Origin of the sequence: Nocardia sp. NPDC051832 (assembly GCF_040681285.1) — a bacterium.
Lineage (GTDB): Bacteria > Actinomycetota > Actinomycetes > Mycobacteriales > Mycobacteriaceae > Nocardia.
Window position 1 is genome coordinate 1,399,491 of the sequence record NZ_JBFAYL010000003.1, and the last position, 16,416, is coordinate 1,415,906.

17 protein-coding genes are annotated in these 16,416 nt (G+C 68.1%); 10 read left to right on the forward strand and 7 right to left on the reverse strand.

Annotated elements, in window-relative coordinates; all coding sequences use genetic code 11:
- The first annotated feature begins 19 nt into the window (after positions 1 to 19).
- The 5 genes from AB0M14_RS24170 (at position 20) to bluB (ending at position 7,906) form a co-directional block, all read left to right on the forward strand.
- Positions 20 to 1,267 (forward strand): fatty acid desaturase, encoded by a 1,248-nt coding sequence (locus AB0M14_RS24170; RefSeq protein WP_364998524.1) that lies wholly within the window; start codon positions 20 to 22, stop codon positions 1,265 to 1,267.
- A 112-nt stretch (positions 1,268 to 1,379) separates the two neighbouring features.
- A complete protein-coding gene (locus AB0M14_RS24175) occupies positions 1,380 to 5,528 on the forward strand; it encodes an AAA family ATPase (RefSeq protein WP_364998525.1) in 4,149 nt (1,382 codons plus the stop codon).
- Positions 5,525 to 6,253, forward strand: a complete 729-nt coding sequence (locus AB0M14_RS24180; RefSeq protein WP_364998526.1) for a hypothetical protein — start codon at positions 5,525 to 5,527, stop codon at positions 6,251 to 6,253. Before AB0M14_RS24175 ends, AB0M14_RS24180 begins: the two co-directional genes overlap by 4 nt.
- Before the next feature lie 301 nt (positions 6,254 to 6,554).
- Positions 6,555 to 7,268 (forward strand): hypothetical protein, encoded by a 714-nt coding sequence (locus AB0M14_RS24185; protein WP_364998527.1) that lies wholly within the window; start codon positions 6,555 to 6,557, stop codon positions 7,266 to 7,268.
- Between the two features lie 8 nt (positions 7,269 to 7,276).
- Positions 7,277 to 7,906, forward strand: coding sequence for a 5,6-dimethylbenzimidazole synthase (gene bluB, locus AB0M14_RS24190; protein ID WP_364998528.1), 630 nt, complete (start codon positions 7,277 to 7,279; stop codon positions 7,904 to 7,906).
- Between the two features lie 12 nt (positions 7,907 to 7,918).
- Here bluB and AB0M14_RS24195 read toward each other — a convergent pair whose 3' ends face one another.
- Together AB0M14_RS24195 and AB0M14_RS24200 are read right to left on the reverse strand one after the other, a co-directional pair.
- Positions 7,919 to 8,365, reverse strand: coding sequence for a PIN domain-containing protein (locus AB0M14_RS24195; RefSeq protein WP_364998529.1), 447 nt, complete (start codon positions 8,363 to 8,365; stop codon positions 7,919 to 7,921).
- Positions 8,366 to 8,388: 23 nt separating this feature from the next.
- Positions 8,389 to 8,625 (reverse strand): CopG family transcriptional regulator, encoded by a 237-nt coding sequence (locus tag AB0M14_RS24200; RefSeq protein WP_364998530.1) that lies wholly within the window; start codon positions 8,623 to 8,625, stop codon positions 8,389 to 8,391.
- A gap of 88 nt (positions 8,626 to 8,713) precedes the next feature.
- Here AB0M14_RS24200 and AB0M14_RS24205 point away from each other — a divergent pair, with 88 nt between their 5' ends.
- The gene (locus AB0M14_RS24205) at positions 8,714 to 9,091 is read left to right on the forward strand and encodes a nuclear transport factor 2 family protein (protein WP_364998531.1); all 378 of its coding nucleotides are present in this window, start codon (positions 8,714 to 8,716) and stop codon (positions 9,089 to 9,091) included.
- On the opposite strand, the gene rsgA is transcribed toward AB0M14_RS24205, so the two are convergent.
- The 3 genes from rsgA to AB0M14_RS24220 all read right to left on the reverse strand — a co-directional run bounded on the left by rsgA (position 9,088) and on the right by AB0M14_RS24220 (position 12,984).
- Entirely contained in the window at positions 9,088 to 10,140 is a 1,053-nt protein-coding gene (rsgA, locus tag AB0M14_RS24210) for a ribosome small subunit-dependent GTPase A (protein ID WP_364998532.1), read from the reverse strand. The genes AB0M14_RS24205 and rsgA overlap by 4 nt on opposite strands.
- Complete coding sequence (gene aroA / locus AB0M14_RS24215; protein ID WP_364998533.1) at positions 10,101 to 11,399, reverse strand: 3-phosphoshikimate 1-carboxyvinyltransferase; 1,299 nt, start codon at positions 11,397 to 11,399, stop codon at positions 10,101 to 10,103. The genes rsgA and aroA overlap by 40 nt, the downstream gene beginning before the upstream one ends.
- Before the next feature lie 85 nt (positions 11,400 to 11,484).
- Positions 11,485 to 12,984 (reverse strand): aldehyde dehydrogenase family protein, encoded by a 1,500-nt coding sequence (locus tag AB0M14_RS24220; RefSeq protein WP_364998534.1) that lies wholly within the window; start codon positions 12,982 to 12,984, stop codon positions 11,485 to 11,487.
- Positions 12,985 to 13,112: 128 nt separating this feature from the next.
- Between AB0M14_RS24220 and AB0M14_RS24225 the strand changes: the two genes are divergently transcribed.
- Entirely contained in the window at positions 13,113 to 13,874 is a 762-nt protein-coding gene (locus AB0M14_RS24225) for an SOS response-associated peptidase (protein WP_364998535.1), read from the forward strand.
- 62 nt (positions 13,875 to 13,936) lie between these two features.
- Here the strand turns inward: AB0M14_RS24225 and AB0M14_RS24230 are convergent, their stop codons facing one another.
- On the reverse strand, positions 13,937 to 14,230 hold the full coding sequence (locus AB0M14_RS24230; RefSeq protein ID WP_364998536.1) for a hypothetical protein: 294 nt from the start codon (positions 14,228 to 14,230) through the stop codon (positions 13,937 to 13,939).
- A 106-nt stretch (positions 14,231 to 14,336) separates the two neighbouring features.
- Positions 14,337 to 14,828 carry a Cys-tRNA(Pro) deacylase gene (gene ybaK / locus AB0M14_RS24235; protein ID WP_364998537.1) on the reverse strand — a complete coding sequence of 164 codons (492 nt, stop codon included), beginning with the start codon at positions 14,826 to 14,828 and terminating at the stop codon, positions 14,337 to 14,339.
- Between the two features lie 213 nt (positions 14,829 to 15,041).
- Between ybaK and AB0M14_RS24240 the strand changes: the two genes are divergently transcribed.
- From AB0M14_RS24240 to AB0M14_RS24250, 3 genes are all read left to right on the forward strand, one after another.
- Positions 15,042 to 15,677: a sigma-70 family RNA polymerase sigma factor gene (locus AB0M14_RS24240; protein ID WP_364998538.1), complete on the forward strand. Its 636-nt coding sequence runs from the start codon at positions 15,042 to 15,044 to the stop codon at positions 15,675 to 15,677.
- A gap of 8 nt (positions 15,678 to 15,685) precedes the next feature.
- Positions 15,686 to 15,949: a mycothiol system anti-sigma-R factor gene (gene rsrA, locus AB0M14_RS24245; protein WP_364999053.1), complete on the forward strand. Its 264-nt coding sequence runs from the start codon at positions 15,686 to 15,688 to the stop codon at positions 15,947 to 15,949.
- A gap of 245 nt (positions 15,950 to 16,194) precedes the next feature.
- Complete coding sequence (locus AB0M14_RS24250; RefSeq protein WP_364998539.1) at positions 16,195 to 16,410, forward strand: biotin/lipoyl-binding carrier protein; 216 nt, start codon at positions 16,195 to 16,197, stop codon at positions 16,408 to 16,410.
- Positions 16,411 to 16,416 lie beyond the last annotated feature (6 nt).

Below are 16,416 nucleotides of genomic sequence, written 5' to 3' on the forward strand. Positions count from 1 at the left end.
TTACGGTACTGTAACCAGTATGGCGATCTCGGATGTCAAGGAATACGCGCACCTCACCCCGGAGGATGTTGAAGCGATCGGGGCGGAGCTCGATGCCATCCGCCGCGAGGTCGAATCCGCACGTGGTGAGAGCGATGCCCGCTACATCCGCAACGTGATCCGGCTGCAGCGCGCGTTGGAAATCAGCGGCCGCGGCGTGCTGTTCTTCAGTCTCTTTCCGCCGGCCTGGCTCGCGGGCACCGCGCTGCTCGGCACGGCCAAGATCATCGAGAACATGGAGATCGGCCACAACGTCATGCACGGCCAGTGGGACTGGATGAACGATCCGGAAATCCACTCCACCAACTGGGAATGGGACAACGCCGGCCCGTCCGAGCACTGGAAGATCACCCACAACTTCCTGCACCACAAGTACACCAACGTGCTCGGCATGGACGACGACATCGGCTACGGCCTGCTGCGCGTCACCCGCGACCAGCGCTGGTCCCCGTTCTACCTGGGCCAGCCGGTGTACAACCTGCTGCTGCAGATGTTCTTCGAATACGGCGTCGCCATCCAGCATTTGGAGCTCGGCAAGGTCGCCAAGAAGAAGTGGGCGCCCGGCAGTCCGGAGCGCGTCCAGTTCGAAGAAGACCGCAAGCTGGTGCTGAAGAAGATCGGCAAGCAGGCCGCCAAGGACTACCTGATCTTCCCGCTGCTCACCGGTCCCGCGTTATTCGGCACCATGAGCGCCAACTTCGCGGCCAATGTCATCCGCAACGTGTGGACCAATGCCGTCATCTTCTGCGGTCATTTCCCCGACGGCGCCGAGAAATTCACCAAGGGCGACGTGCTCACCGAGACCCAGGGCGAGTGGTACCTGCGTCAGATGCTGGGCAGCGCCAATATTTCCGGCGGCAAGGTGATGCACTTCATGACCGGCAACCTCAGCCACCAGATCGAGCACCACCTGTTCCCCGACCTGCCGTCCAACCATCTGGCCGGCATCGCGGTGCGGGTGCGGGCGATGTGCGAGAAGTACGACCTGCCCTACACCACCGGTTCGCTACCGGTGCAGTACTTCAAGTCCTGGCGCACCATCATGAAGCTGTCGCTACCCAACAAGTACCTGCGCCGTAGCACCGATGACGCCCCGGAAACCAAGTCGGAGAAGGCTTTCGGCGGCGCCGCGCAGATCGATCCCGCCACCGGCAAGCGCACCGGTCTGCGCACCGCGCTCGAGGCGGGCCGCAGGCGGATCACCCGCCGCCAGCCGGTTTCGGTCTAGCGCACAGGCATCGGCAGTGTGGCCCGGGCTTACCGCCCGGGCCACACTGCTGTCCGTACCGAAACTCTGAATCGGTTGGCGGAAAACGCCTTTCGGGGCGATCATGGGAACTGTGGCGAGCGGAACTGAGACGCCCTCCCGCCCGGCGGACGGTTCCCCACGGCGCACCTTCGCGCTGCGGCTGACCGCTCTGTTCGAGGCGGCGGGCAAACCGACCTTGCGCTCGGTGGCAACCGCCGCCTCGCAGCGCGTCAAAGCCGCGGGCGGCAGTCCGGTCACCATCCAGCGCATCAGCGACTGGCGTTCGGGCAGAACCATTCCCGCGGAATTCGACACCCTCCGCCCGGTCCTGCTCACCCTGTTCGACAGAGCTCGCGATTCCGGCGCGGCGCCGGAACTGCTGAATCTGCAGGCTTGGCAGCGTCTCTGGCGCCGGGCGCAGTCCGTGGACACACCCGTCCCCTGCCCCTACCCGGGCCTTACCGCCTTCGGCCCCGCCGACACCGACCGCTTCTTCGGCCGCCGCCGAGCCACCACGGACCTGGCAGAGCTGGTGCGCCGCACCATAACCAGCCCGGACCACGGCCCGATCATCGTGCTTGGCGCCTCGGGCGCAGGCAAATCCTCCCTGCTGCATGCGGGCTTGATCCCAGACCTGACCGCCGCGGGCGGCTGGACTGTGGCCACCATGACACCCGGGGTGCGCCCGGCGAAAGCGCTGGCGGAAGCATGCGATCCGGATGGGGTCGTGGCGCGGCGGGCGAAAGCATCGGCCGAAGTATCGGATCCGGACGATGCTGCGGCGCGGTCGGCGGAAGCGCTGGCCGAAGAAGCCTGTGATCCGGATGAGGTGGCGGTGCGGCGGGCGAAAGCATCGGCCGACCGAACTGACGCGGGGCAGGCGGCGCGATCGGCCGGAAAGTCGACTGGCGGAACCAGCGCGGGGCGTCCGGCGAAAGCACCGACTGGCGCTGTGGATCCGGGTCGGGTGGAGCGGCGGCTGTTGGTGGTGGATCAGTTCGAGGAGCTGTTTACCGTCTGTGCGGATGAGGCGGAGCGGGCGGAATTTCTGGCTGGGCTGATCGAGTTGTCCGCTGGTTCTGAGAATGCTTCTACCGCAGTCGTTCTCGCGGTGCGGGCGGATTTCTATCCGCAATGCCTGGCGTATCCGGTGCTCGAGGACGCGATCAACGCGCGGTGCTTTGCGCTCGGGCCGATGCGGTTGCCGGAGCTCACCGAGGCCGTCACCGAACCCGCGCGGGTGGCCGGGCTGAATCTCGAGGCCGGGCTGGTGGAGTTGGTCGTCACCGAGTTGTGCGGGCTGGGTGACGGTCACGATCGGCGGAGTTACGATCCCGGTGCGCTGCCGCTGTTTTCGCATGTCATGGCGGCTACGTGGCAGCACAGGGCGGGTGCGCGGCTCACTGTCGCCGGGTATCGCAAGGCCGGTGGTGTGGCTGGATCGGTGGCGGCCACGGCTGAGCAGGCGTGGCAAGGACTTTCGCCCGCCGAGCAGTCCGAGGCGAAGGGGTTGCTGCTGCGGCTGGTCACCGTAGGTTCTGATAGCCGTGACACCCGGCGCCGGGTGGTGCGGCAGGAATTGCTCGCGCGGGCAGTCGATTCCGTGGCGGCGGAGGGGGTGCTGAGTCGGCTGATCGAAGCTCGGTTGATCACCGCTGACGCCGAAACCGGGCGTGAGGTCGTGTCGTTCACGCATGAGATCGTGCTGGATGCCTGGCCGCGGCTGCGGGCCTGGATCGATGCCGGGCGGGTGGGGCATCTGGTGCGGCAGCGGCTGGAAGTCGACGCGGGTGAATGGGTTGCCGCGCACCGTGATCCGGCGCTGCTCTATTCCGGCACGCGGTTGGCGGCGGCGGAGGAGGCCGACCCGCGGTCCGGTGGTGTCGCTGGGGATTTCCTGCTCGCGGCGCGGGCGGCGCGTACCCGGTCGAAGCGAGTGGCCGCTGCCACCAAAACAGTGCTGGCGTTACTGGGTGTGGCGGTCCTGGTATTAGCTCTGGCTGCGTATCGGCAAGCCGGAGTGGCGGCCGAGGAACGGGACAACGCCTTGTTCGCAGCGGTTCTGGCGGAGGCGGACCGGTTGCGCGAGGGCGATCCGTCGCTGTCGGCGCAGCTCGAACTGGTCGCGGACCGGCTGGCGCCCGATGATCCCGGGGTACGGTCCCGGTTGCTGCGGACCCAGAACCTCCCACTGGGTCGCGTATTACCTGGCTACACGGGCGCGGTCGGGCAGGTGGCGTATGCGCCCGACGGCCGGGTGCTGGCCGCAGCGGGCGAGGACGGAACGGTACGACTGTGGTCGGTCGCAGAGATTGCGGAGCCCGAGTTGCTGGGCAAACCGCTGCCGTGCGGGGATTCGGCGCGCTCGGTGGCGTTCGTCCCGGACGGGAAAGTGCTGGCCGCTGCGTGTGGCACCCAGATCCGGATGTGGGAGGTGTCCGATCCGGCTCGTCCGGTTGCCTTGCCGCCCTTCGGGTCCGGTGCGCTCTCCCATCTCGTGGTGGCGCCGGGCGGCCGGATCCTGGCCGCCGTCGGTGCCGGGACGGTGACGCTGTGGAATATCGAGAACCGTTCCCGCCCAACCCCGATCGGTACGCCGATACCGGCGCCGGACGCTGTGCGCGCCCTGGCATTCGGGCCGGACGGCGGCTGGCTCGCGATCGCCGACAGCGCCGCGGTCCAGCTCTGGTCGGTGGCTACGGCCACCGCGCTGGGTGCGCCGATCGGCGCGCCGGGGCCGTCGCTGCGCGCGCTGGCGGTCAGTCCGGACGGCCGGACGCTGGCAGTGGGCGGCGGGGTCGATCCGGGCGTGACGCTGGCAGCCATCGGGGACGCCACGGTCGCGCTGTGGGACGTCGGCGCGCCCGCGCGCCCGGCCGCACTGGGTAGCCCGCTCGTCGTCACCCCCAGATCGCAATTGCATTCGCTGGCTTTCGATTCCACCGGCAACGCGCTCGCGGTCGGCGATCTCGACAGCGTGACGGTCTGGACGGTCACCGACCGGCAGCATCCGCTGCGTTCGGGAGCGGCGCTGGCCGCGCCGACCCCGCCCTGTGTGGAAGACCGGTTCGCGTGGCAGTGCAAGGCGATACCCGTTTCGCTGGCCTTCGGACCCGGTGACCGCACTATCGCGGTCGGCGGCGCCTCCGGTGGTGTCCGGCTGTGGTCGCTCGCGCCCGCCGTCATCGGCGGCCGGGTGGGCTCGGTCGGGTGGGGCGTGCTCAGCGACGTCGGCACCATGGTGTCCAACGCGGTCGAGGGCAGAACTGAGCTCTGGGATATTCGCGATCGCGGGAATGTGCGGGTGCTTGCCGATCTCGGGGCCGGGCCGAGTCGTGATCTCGCGGGCATCCCGGCGATCAGCGCGGACGGCCGGCTCGCCCTGGCAGCCTCCGGTATACCGGCGGTGCTGCGGCTGTTCGACATCTCCGATCCCGCGCGGGTGCGGACCGTGTGGGAGTTTCCGGGGATCGGATTCGGCGGGTTCACGCACGGCGGGCGATCGATGGTGACGATCCCGAATCTGTGGTCGTACCAACGGTGGGATCTCGCCGACCCGGAGCGACCGGTTCGCATTGGAGTTCCGGTCCCCTTCGGTTCGGCCCCGACCGGAGGCGCGGGTGTGGTGTCCATCCCGGGCGTCCCGGAGATGGTGACCCTGGCTCCGGACCAGACTCGGGACGGGATCCTCGACCAGATCAAGCTCTGGGACCTGTCCGATCCCGACCACCCGAGAGAGACCGCGCGGATCGCCGGTGACGGCCGGCGGCCGTTCGTGGGCTTCACGCTGACACCGGACGGGCAGACCATGGTCGCGCTGAGCGTGAACACGCTGCAAGTATGGGATATCCGCGATATCGACCACATTCGGCCGCTCGGTACCGCCGTCGCCCATGCGGCGTCCGTGCAATCGGCCGCATTCAGCGCGGACGGCGCGACGCTGGCCACCTCCGCCGCCGACGGCACGGTCCGGATCTGGGATTTCAGCGACCCGGCCCGGCCGCGACCGCTCGGCGACAGCATCACGCTGCCCGGCGCGGCCCCGTGGGACCTGACCTTCGACCCCGCCGGCGGAGTCCTCGTCGGCTTGGCCAAAGGCTCGATGAGTATCTGGGACCTGGACGTGGCGGACGCGAAGCGCCGGATCTGCGAGGTCACCCGGACCGCGCTCACCCAAGAGGTCTGGGAGCGTCATCTGCCGCGCCTGACCTATCGGCCACCTTGCGAGGCGACGTCATGAAACACCCGCTGCTCCGCCGCGCTCTCCCGCTGGTGCTGTGCGCCGCGGCGATTTTCGTGGCGCCCGCGAATTCCAGTGCCGCCCCGCCCCGCCCGTTTCCGCTCGGCGGCGGCATGGGCATCGCGCTGCTGCGCGGCGTCCCGCTGCAGGAGGCGAGCTGGTTCCATTTCTGCACGCTCACCGCGATCGGGCACGACAAGGCGGGCAACCTGATCGGCATCACCAGCGGCCACTGCGCCTACGACGATCAAGGTCACCAGTGGCCCGGTGACGAAGTGCTGGTGCAGTCCCTGGTCTCCGCAGGTCTCGCGGAGTACGTCGAGGTGGTCGGCACGGTCGCGCACATCAGCGGCGGCAACCCGGTCGTCCCGGGCCCCAACGGCGTCGGCCTCGACTACGCCGTCATCCTTTTCGACCCGGCCAAGGTCACCGCGGCGCCCACCACGGCCCGCCGCATCACCGCCCCGCCGCCCGCCGGCACCCCGCTCTGCAAGGAGGGCATCAGCACGGGCCGCACCTGCGGTGTCATGACCGGCACCATCGATCCCTATCTCGTGCACACCGTCTCCGCCATTCGCGGCGACTCCGGCGCCCCGATCCTCGCGGGCGACGCCTTGATCGGCAGCCAATGGATCGGGTTCGGCGGCACCGCGATGACCGCCATCCTCGCCGACCTGGACCAGCGCGGCGGCCTCGGAGCCGGATTCCAGCTCGCCACCGATTGAGCCGAATCCGTACCGATTGCCGCTCGAGGCTGGGTCGGTGCCGATCGCTGCTGAGGGTTGGTCTGCGGCGTGACCGCTGGGGTTGGTTCGCGCCGATTGTCGCTGGGCTGCGTCCGCACTGGTAAACGCCCGGGAACACCGCGCTCTCCAGAATGAACTGGATGGTGCGCCGGTTGGTGGGCCCAGGTCCCCCGGGGTGATCGCTGGGCGAGGCTGCGACTCGCCGCCCGACGCTCACCTGCCGTCGTCAGCGCCGGTTTGATACTTAAAGTGCCTGGCTATGCCCGGTTTCCGGAGATGCGTGCTGGTGTTCGCAATGGGTGTCGCCGCTGTCTGTGGAGACCCGGGGGTGTCGGTGGCCGCGGAACAGCAGCTGATACCGCTCGCCGGTGGCATGGGTGTCGCGCTGCCGCATGGCGTGCCGATGGCAGAGGCGCGGTTGTTCCATCTGTGCACGCTGACCGCTGTCGGTTACGACGCGCGGGACAATCTCATCGGAATCACCAACGCGCACTGTGTCTATGACGACGACGGTCACCAGTGGCTCGGGGACGAGGTGCTGGCGCACTCGGCGGTTGCGGTGGCGTCCGGCCCGCGAGAACCGATCGGGCGGGTGGCGCATATCAGCGGCGGCAATCCGATCATCCCGGGGCCCAACGGCATCGGGCTCGATTACGCCGTCATCGTCTTCGACCGGACCAAGGTGGTCGCGTCGGCGACGGTCGCGGGTGTTCCGATCCGGCGGATCGCGCCGCCGCCACCGCCGGGCACGCACGTGTGCAAGCAGGGCATCACCACCGGTCTCACCTGCGGGGTCGTGCTCGGGACCAACGGGCCCTACGTGGCGAACACCATCGCCGAAGGCGCGGGCGACTCGGGCGCGCCCGTGGTCGCGGGCGATGCCCTGATCGCCACCCAGTGGGTGACCGGTGCGGGCACCGCGATGGTCGACATCCTGTCCGACCTGGATCGACGTGGCGGCCCGGGCGCCGGTTTCCGGCTCGCCACTGCTTGACTGGACCGGTGAGTGCTGAGCAGTTGTACGAGGTCATCCGGCGGCGGCGCGATGTGCGGGCCGAGTTCACCGGTCAACTGGTGGACGATGGCACCCTGTTGCGCATTCTCGACGCCGCTCACCGCGCGCCCAGCGTCGGGAATTCGCAGCCGTGGGATTTCATCGTGGTGCAGGACCCGGCGACGCTACGCAAGTTCGCCGACCATGTCGCCGAGAAGCGCGTCGAATTCCACGACTCACTCCCCGCGGACCGCGCCGCCACCTTCGACCCCATCAAGATCGAAGGCATCACCGAATCGGGCACCGGCATCGTCGTCACCTACCAGCACGATCGCGGCGGCCCCCAGGTCCTCGGCCGCGCGACGATCCCCGAAACCGGCGTCTACTCAGCCGTTCTCGCGATCCAGAACCTCTGGCTCGCCGCCACCGCCGAAGGCATCGGCGTCGGCTGGGTCTCCTTCTACGACCCGGAGTTCCTCACCGACCTCGTCGACCTGCCCGACACCGCCCAGCTCGTCGCCTGGCTCTGCATCGGCCCGGTCCATCAGTTCCAGGAGGTCCCCGATCTGGAACGCTTCGGCTGGCGCACCGGCCGACCCCTCGCCGAAGCCATCCACCGCGAAACCTTCGGCGGTTGATCGGTGCGCCGCCTAGAGATCGTCGGGCAGAACCCGAAAGGCTTTGTGGTCGGTCAGGGGCGTCACCGCTCGGAAGTCTCGACGGTCGAGGGTGAGGATCGCGGCTGTGTCGTATTCGGCGGCGAGCGCCACACTGATCGCATCGGCGAGGTCGAGCCGCAGATCCGGGTAGAGCGTCCTGGTGGCGTTGGCTTGATCGAGCACATCTGTTGACACGCGTGCGATTTCGAAGTCACCGGATCGAGCCTGAGCGGCGATGTCCTCGATCATCGATATGGCGACCGAGGGCCCGAGCTCGCGTCGACCGACATGATCAACTTCGGCGAGGACCAGCGGGGAGATCACAACCAGCCCAGCGTTTTCCAGGACAGCGAAGGCGCCGTCGCTATCTGGCGAGGAAGTATCGAACGCCGCGATCAGGCCGGAGGTGTCGGCGATGACGATGCCGGTTCCGGACACCCCGGCGCACCTGCGAGTCTTGGTCAATCCTTGTCGCCGTCTTCAGCCAAGATGTCATCGACACGCTCGGCGAGCGTGGGATCGCCGCTGGCGAAACGCCGTAGGCGCAACGGTTCCGACCGGCGTCGAACCCGCATCGCGGCCAAGTGGATGGCTTCTCGAATGATCTCGGCTTCCGTGACCTGACAGCGCGCGGCGGCCTCCTTGATGGTGGCAAGGTCCTCCGCCTCGGCGTAAACCATCGTGCGCTTCAGGGACATATGTGCACCGTAGCATACGTTGTCCCGATTTGGCTGGTCACAGCGCCAATTGCGCTTGCCGGGCCACCGGATCCGGTACCTTGTGCCCGTGGACCGCGCAGCCGTGCAGGCCTGGGTCGAAGAATACGAGCGCGCCTGGCGTACGCCGGGCACGGAATCGCTCGACGGCCTATTCGCGCCTGCCATCGGATATCTGGTGTCGCCGTGGGCGGAGCCGATCGACGGGCTCGACGCCTTGGCCAAGTTCTGGGAGCAGGGCCGCGACGGTCCTGACGAACCTTTCACCATGGAAGCCGAAGTCGTTGCGGTAGAAGGCGATACGGCCGTCGTCCGGGTCGAGGTGGACTACGCGCGCGACGACCCCGGCCGCTGGCGCGATCTGTGGATCCTGTGCTTCGACACCGTCGGCCGCTGCACCTGGTTCGAGGAATGGCCGTTCGCGCCCAAGCAGGCCGACGGCCACTAGTCGGCGGGTGCCGGGCGCTGCCAGGATTCGTTGGAGATCAGGGCGGTCAGGAGCATGCGGATGGCGGCGACCCGGCGTTCCTTGCCGGGGAGCAGGTCCAGGGCGCACTCCGGGTCGGCGGGCGGGCCGAGGTGGGTGCAGCCGCGGGGACAGTCCTCGATGGCGGCGGCGAGGTCGGTGAAGGCGGCGATCACGTCGTCGGGGGTGATGTGGGCCAGGCCGAAGGAGCGGACGCCCGGGGTGTCGATGACCCAGCCGCCCGCCGGTAGCGGAAGGGCGACGGATTGGGTGGAGGTGTGCCGGCCCTTGCCGACGCCGGAGACGATGCCGACGGCCCGATCCGCGTCGGGGACAAGACGATTCACCAACGTGGACTTGCCGACGCCGGAGTGCCCGATCAGCGCGGTGAGCTTGTTGTCGAGCAACGCGTTGACCGGTTCCAGCGGATCGTCGACCCCGCCGTAGACGATGACGAGATCGAGATCGTCGAAGGCGGCGGCGAAATCGGACTCGGCGGCCAGATCGTGTTTGGTGAGGCACAGAATCGGTTGCAGCCCACCGGCATACGCGGCGACCATGGCGCGCTCCACGAAACCGGTGCGCGGCGGCGGGTCGGCCAGCGCGACCACGATGAACAGCTGCTCGGCATTGCCGACCACGATGCGCTCGAACGGATCGGTGTCATCGGCGGTACGGCGCAACACCGTTCGGCGATCGCCGACCCGCACGATGCGGGCCAGGGTGTCTGGCTTCCCGGACAGGTCGCCGACCACGTCCACCTGATCGCCGACCACGATCGGGGTGCGGCCCAGTTCGCGGGCCCGCATCGCCACGATCGGCCGCTGTGGATCCCCGTCGAGCACGCAACCCCAGCGGCCGCGATCCACCGAGACCACCATGGCGGCCTCGGCGTCGTTGTGCTGCGGACGGGTTTTGGTGCGGGGACGACTGCTCTTGCCGGGACGAACCCGGACATCGGATTCGTCGTAGCTGGACGAGCTGCGCCTGCTCAGTTCGACACTCCGCTCGGCACCAGCATCTGCTCCCACAGGTCCACGAAGCCGGGCAGCGTCTTCGCGGTGGTGCCGATGTCCTCGATCTCGATGCCGGGGACCTTCAGGCCGAGGATCGCGCCCGCGGTCGCCATCCGGTGGTCGGCGTAGGAATGCCAACGGCCGCCGTGCAATTCGGCCGGGACGATCTCGAGCCCGTCCTCGGTCTCGGTGACCTTGCCGCCGAGCCGGTTGATCTCGGTGGACAGCGCCGCCAGCCGGTCGGTCTCGTGCCCGCGCAGGTGCGCGATGCCGCGCAGCCAGGACGGGGAATCGGCGAGCGCGGCGAGCGCGGCGACGGTGGGGGTGAGTTCGCCGACGTCGTGCAGATCGATATCGATGCCCGCGAGGCGGTCCGGTCCGCGCACGGTGAGGATGTTGTCGACGATGCCGACCTCCGCGCCCATGCGCACCAGGATCTCCCGGATGACATCACCGGGCTGCGTGGTGATCCGCGGCCAGTGCGGAATGCTGACCGCGCCGCCGGTGATCGCCGCGGCCGCCAGGAACGGCGTCGCGTTCGACAGATCCGGTTCGACTTCCCAGTCGACCGCGCGGATCGGGCCCGGATGCACGGTCCAAGTTTGCGCCTTACGGCTGTCGGAGGGGGCCTCCACCGACACGTCGGCGCGCCGCAGCATCTCCACGGTCATCTCGATATGCGGCATGGACGGCAGCGCCTTGCCGTTGTGGTGCACGGTGAGACCCTCGTCGAACCGCGCGCCCGAGAGCAGCAGCCCGGAGACGAACTGCGACGAACCCGACGCGTCGATGGTGACGGCGCCGCCGCGCAGCGCGCCCTTGCCGTGCACGGTGAAGGGCAGGGCGTCGCCGTCGACCTCGGCGCCCAGTCCGCGCAGCGCGTCCAGGATGGTGCGCAGCGGGCGCACCCGGGCCTGGGCGTCACCGTCGAAGGCCACGTCCCCGGCGGCCAGCGTCGCGGCCGGCGGCAGGAAGCGCATGACCGTGCCGGCCAGCCCGCAGTCGACCGCGCCGCTGCCCAGCGTCGCGGGAGTGACGGTCAGGGTGTCATCGTCGCCTTCGATGCTGGTGCCCATGGCGCGCAGCGCCTCGATCATCAGATTGGTATCGCGACTGCGCAGCGCTCCGGTGATCGTCGAGGGACCGTCCGCCAAGGCCGCCAGGATCAATGCCCGATTGGTGATCGATTTCGATCCGGGCAGGGTAACGGTGGCGTGGACGGGAACATCGACATGGGGCGCTTGCCAATAAGTCACAGGTCCATCTTCGCCCATCCCCCCGGCGGACACGCGGGCGGTCGCGGAATAAGACCAGCCGCACCAGGTAGGGGTTCCGGTGCGGCTGGATCGAAGGTACTGCCTACTTGTGGCGCCCGTGCAGGAACGGCACCATCTTGCGGAGCAGATTCATGGTCGACTCGGTCCGCGAGTAGGACAACAGCGCCATACCGGGGATCGTGAAGCGCTGCACCGCGATCGAGTGCGGGCGGGCGAATTCGCGCAGGCCGGGCTCACCATGGATGCGGCCGATACCGGACTCGCCGACGCCGCCGAAGGGCAGGCCGGGGATGGCGGCGAAGGCCAGCACCGAGTTCACCGAGGTGGCGCCCACGCGCAGGCGGCGCGCGATCTCCAGGCCGCTCTTCTTGGAGTACACCGCCGAGGACAGGCCGTACTTGGACTTGTTGGCCAGCTCCACCGCCTCGTCCACGCCGTCGACGGTCTTGATGGTGACGGTCGGGCCGAAGGTCTCCTCGGCGACGGCCTCGGAGTCCTCGTCCACGTCGACCAGCACGACCGGCTCGATGAAAGGACCCTTGACCGATTCCGGGCCGCCCAGCACTGCGGTGCCGCCCTTCTTCAGCGCGTCCTCGATGTGGCGGCGCACGATGTCGATCTGGCTCGGCATGGTCATCGGGCCGTAGTGCGCGCCGGCGCCCGAGCCCGGCTTGACCTCGGACAGGATGCGCTTGACCTCGGCGACGAACTCCTCGCGCACCGACCGGTCGACGTACACCCGCTCCACGCCGGCGCAGGTCTGGCCGCTGTTGGCGGTGGCGCCCCAGGCGACCGCGTCGGCGGCGGCCTTCACATCGGCGTCACCCGCGACGATCACCGCGTCCTTGCCGCCGCATTCCAGCAGCACCGGAGTGAGCGTGTCGGCCGCGGCCGCCATGATCCGCTTGCCGGTGGCGGTGGACCCGGTGAAGGCGATCTTGTCCACGCCGGAGCGGACCAGCGCGGCGCCGGTCTCGCCGTAGCCGTTGATGGTCTCGAAGATGCCCTCGGGCAGTTCCGGGTTCGCCTTCTTGAAGGACTCCGAGAGGAAATTGCCGATGCCCGTGGAGAATTCGCTCGGCTTGAACACGACGGTGTTGCCCGCGGCGAGCGCGTATCCGATGGAGCCGTTGGGGGTGTAGACCGGGTAGTTCCAGGGTCCGATCACGCCGACCACGCCGAGCGGGCGGTGCTCGAGGCGGGCGGAGAAGTTCGACATCAGCGCGCCGGGGGAGACCTTCTTCGAGCCGAGGATCTTCTTGGCGTTCTTGGCGGCCCAGGCGATGTGCTCGAGCGCCAGCATCAGTTCCAGGAAGGCGTCGTCGAGCGGCTTGCCATTCTCCCGGTGGATCAGGGTGCAGAACGCCTCGGAGTCGGTGACGAGCTGGGATTCCCAGCGCTGCAAGTACTTCCGGCGTTCACCGTAGGTCAGGGCGCCCCAGGTGCCGGCGGCGGTGCGGGCCTTGGCGACGGCCGCGCGCACCGCGTCCTCGTCGTCGATGGTGTAGGTGGCGATGACCTCCCCGGTGGCCGGGTCGACCGACGTCAGCAATGTTTCGGGGGTGGTCTCGGTGGTGGTCACGGTGGAACTCTCCTCTGCCTCTGCGGTGGCCCGCGGATGAGAGAATGCTAAGCGAAAACTCTCACCAGGTCACCCGCTGTAATTCAATTGTCCCGGAAGTTGTCGGAGTGAAGTGGCACGATCGAGATATGTGCGGACGATATGCGACCACGACGAACCCCGGCAAGCTCGCGGTGGAACTGGACGCCATCGACGAGACCGGCAGCGAAAACGACTCGGCCGGAAACGGTTTCACCAATTACAACGTCGCGCCGACCACCCAGGTGCTCACCGTGGTGGAACGCCACGAGCACGGCCACCCCGACGACGATCCGAAGCTGCGGATCCGCCGGATGCGCTGGGGCCTGATCCCGCTGTGGACCAAGGTCGCCGAGCCCGGTGTCCCCGCCAAGGGCAAACCCCTGTTCAACGCCCGCGCCGACAAGGCCGCGACCACGCCCTCGTTCCGGGACGCGGTCAAGTACCGGCGTTGCCTGGTCCCGATGGACGGCTGGTACGAGTGGCTCGTCGAGCCGGACGCCACCAAGAAGGGCAAGGTGGCGAAGCAGCCCTATTTCATGGCCAACGCCGACGGATCCCGGCTCTACATGGCCGGTCTGTGGTCGGTGTGGCGGGACAAATCCCTGCCGGAGAGCGATCCGCTGCTCTCCTGCACCATTCTCACCACCGACGCGATCGGCGACCTGACCAAGATCCACGACCGCATGCCGCTGCCGATGCCGCGCGAGCACTGGGACGCCTGGCTGGATCCGGATCATCCGGCCCCCGCCGAATTGCTGGCGACACCTGCCCTCGACGTGATCTCCGGCATCGTCACCCGCCCGGTCTCGCAGCTGGTGAACAGTGTGCGCAACAACGGCCCGGAACTGCTGGATCAGCTGGAGAGCTGACAAGTACGGCCGAGCAGATCAGATCGCTCTGATTCGCTCGGCCGGCGCTCGGGGGATGTTGTTCAGAGTTTGCAGGGCACGGATTCGGTGGTGAGGCTGAAGCCGCACTTGATGACGCCCGCGCCCAGGTCGATCATCTTGTTGACCAGCCCGCCGCCCAGCTTCTCGGCCTTCTCCGCCTTCTCGTCTTCCTTGGGGGCGGACTTGGCGCCGGGGTCGGGCTGTTGATTCGGGTGGACCTGGATGATCACCGGGTCGGCGCCGGCGGGGGTCACGGCCACCGGGCCCAGAGCCAGCGCTGCGGCTCCGAGCGTCGCGATCAGGGTGCGGGAGACGAGACGGTGCTGAGACAGCATGTGAGCATCACATCCTCGGGTCGGACGAATCGGACCTTGCTGGAGCTCTGATCATTACCGCACAGATCGGCGGCGAGCTGTTGGATGCCACACGGTCTGTTTTCAGTCAGGCGGTAATCGGGGCGGTGACCGCCGCCGCCAGCCGGATCAGGTCGGCCGGTGCGAGGTCGATCTCCAGCCCGCGCCGCCCGGCGCTGCACAGCATCCGGTCCCAGCTCAGCGCCGACTCGTCCACCACGGTCGGCAGCTGCTTGCGCTGACCGAGCGGGGAGATGCCCCCGAGCACGTAGCCGGTGGTCTTCTCGGCCTTCGACTTGTCCGCCATGACCGCCTTCGGCGCACCCAGCGCCGCGGCGGCGGCCTTGAGCGACAACGTATTCGGCACCGGCAGCACCGCCACCGCCAGCGTCCCGGTGGACAGCTCGAGCACCAGCGTCTTGAAGATCTGCCCGGGCGCGACCCCGAGTTCGGCGCCGAGCGCGTCGACCGCCTCGGTGCCGTAGGAGTCCGCGCGCGGATCGTGGGTGTAGGCGTGCACGCGATGCGCCACCCCCGACTTGGTCAGGGTGCGGATCGCCGGTGTCGAAGCTCCAGCCATGGCTGTGACTGTAATTCGGGGTGCGGGAACACCGGGACGCCCGGGCCTGTTGCATGCCATAGCAGCCAGTTGTTGACGTGTAAGGAGAATCCGGTGCCCGTACTGCTCGACGAACGTCCGGTATGGACCGGTGCCCCGCCCGTGGACACGCAGTTCCCGATCGATATGCCCGTGCCGGTAGATTTGGCTGGCAAGGCTATCGAAGGGACAGGTGTGACGAGCGACGAAGACGTGGTGAACGACGGGACCCCCGTCGCCGCGGTCGACGATGCCGAACTGGCACAGCGGTTCGAGCGCGACGCGCTCCCCATGCTGGACCAGCTCTACGGCGCCGCGCTGCGTATGACCAGGAACCCCGCCGACGCCGAGGACCTGGTGCAGGAGACCTACGTCAAGGCGTTCCAGGGTTTCAAGAGTTTCCGGGAGGGCACCAACCTGCGGGCTTGGCTGTACCGGATCCTCACCAACACCTACATCAACTCCTACCGCAAGAAGCAGCGGCAGCCCGCGCAGTACCCGACCGACGAGATCACCGACTGGCAGCTCGCGGCGACCGCCGAGCACACCTCGACCGGTCTGCGTTCGGCCGAGGTGGAGGCGCTGGACGCGCTGCCCGACGACGACATCAAGGCCGCCCTGCAGGAGCTTCCCGAGGAGTTCCGGATGGCGGTGTACTACGCCGACGTCGAAGGTTTCCCGTACAAGGAGATCGCCGACATCATGGGCACCCCGATCGGTACCGTGATGTCCCGGCTGCACCGCGGCCGCAAGCAACTGAAGGGTTTGCTCGCCGATGTGGCGCGCGAGCGCGGGTTCAACCGCGGTGAACGGCAGGAGGTCAAGCAGTGAGTGACGACATGGAGCTCGACTGCCGGGCTGTTCTGGCCGATGTCTGGCTGATGCTCGACGGTGAATGCGACGACGCCACCCGGGCCCGGCTGCAGCACCACATGGACCACTGCTCGCCCTGCATCGAGGCGTACGGCATCGAGGAGAAGATCAAGGGCCTGCTCAGCCGCAAGTGCGGCGGCGACCGGGCCCCGGATTCGCTGCGCGACCGGCTCACCATCGAGCTGCGCCGGACGATCACGATCACGCAGATCGAAACCAAGGAGTCCTGAGGACCGAAAAGCATTGAGCGGCCCGCGCTTCCGTGAGGAAGTGCGGGCCGCTCTGTTACGCCTCAGCTGTTGGGACGCTTGCCGTGATTGGCTGCGTTCCCCTTGCGGCTGCGCTTCTTACGTCCACGCTTACCCATGAGTAGGCTCCCTTCTGATTGAAGGCCATTCTTTCACGTGTGGTTGGCTGTACTTTCAGCGGCAGGGCCTACGACGACGATGCCGCCCGAACCGAAGAATGAGGTGTCATGGCCGAGGAAGTGCGCGCGGAGATGGTCTCGACCGTCCTGAGCGTCGACGTGCAGGTCGGCGACAAGGTGCACGTCGATCAGGCGCTCATCCTGCTCGAGTCCATGAAGATGGAGATCCCCGTGCTCACCGAGGTCGAGGGCGAGGTCACCGAGATCGCGGTGCAGCCCGGCCAGGTCCTGCAGGCGGGCGATCTGATCGCCGTGATCTCCTGATCGAAG

What these genes read in the sequence shown, in the direction of transcription:
- AB0M14_RS24170 (WP_364998524.1), top strand. Translation starts at nt 20, where the DNA reads ATGGCGATCTCGGATGTCAAGGAATACGCGCACCTCACCCCGGAGGAT.
- AB0M14_RS24180 (WP_364998526.1), top strand. Translation starts at nt 5,525, where the DNA reads ATGAAACACCCGCTGCTCCGCCGCGCTCTCCCGCTGGTGCTGTGCGCC.
- AB0M14_RS24200 (WP_364998530.1), bottom strand. Translation starts at nt 8,625, where the DNA reads ATGTCCCTGAAGCGCACGATGGTTTACGCCGAGGCGGAGGACCTTGCC.
- aroA (WP_364998533.1), bottom strand. Translation starts at nt 11,399, where the DNA reads ATGGGCGAAGATGGACCTGTGACTTATTGGCAAGCGCCCCATGTCGAT.
- AB0M14_RS24225 (WP_364998535.1), top strand. Translation starts at nt 13,113, where the DNA reads ATGTGCGGACGATATGCGACCACGACGAACCCCGGCAAGCTCGCGGTG.
- AB0M14_RS24230 (WP_364998536.1), bottom strand. Translation starts at nt 14,230, where the DNA reads ATGCTGTCTCAGCACCGTCTCGTCTCCCGCACCCTGATCGCGACGCTC.
- ybaK (WP_364998537.1), bottom strand. Translation starts at nt 14,828, where the DNA reads ATGGCTGGAGCTTCGACACCGGCGATCCGCACCCTGACCAAGTCGGGG.
- rsrA (WP_364999053.1), top strand. Translation starts at nt 15,686, where the DNA reads ATGGAGCTCGACTGCCGGGCTGTTCTGGCCGATGTCTGGCTGATGCTC.
- AB0M14_RS24250 (WP_364998539.1), top strand. Translation starts at nt 16,195, where the DNA reads ATGGCCGAGGAAGTGCGCGCGGAGATGGTCTCGACCGTCCTGAGCGTC.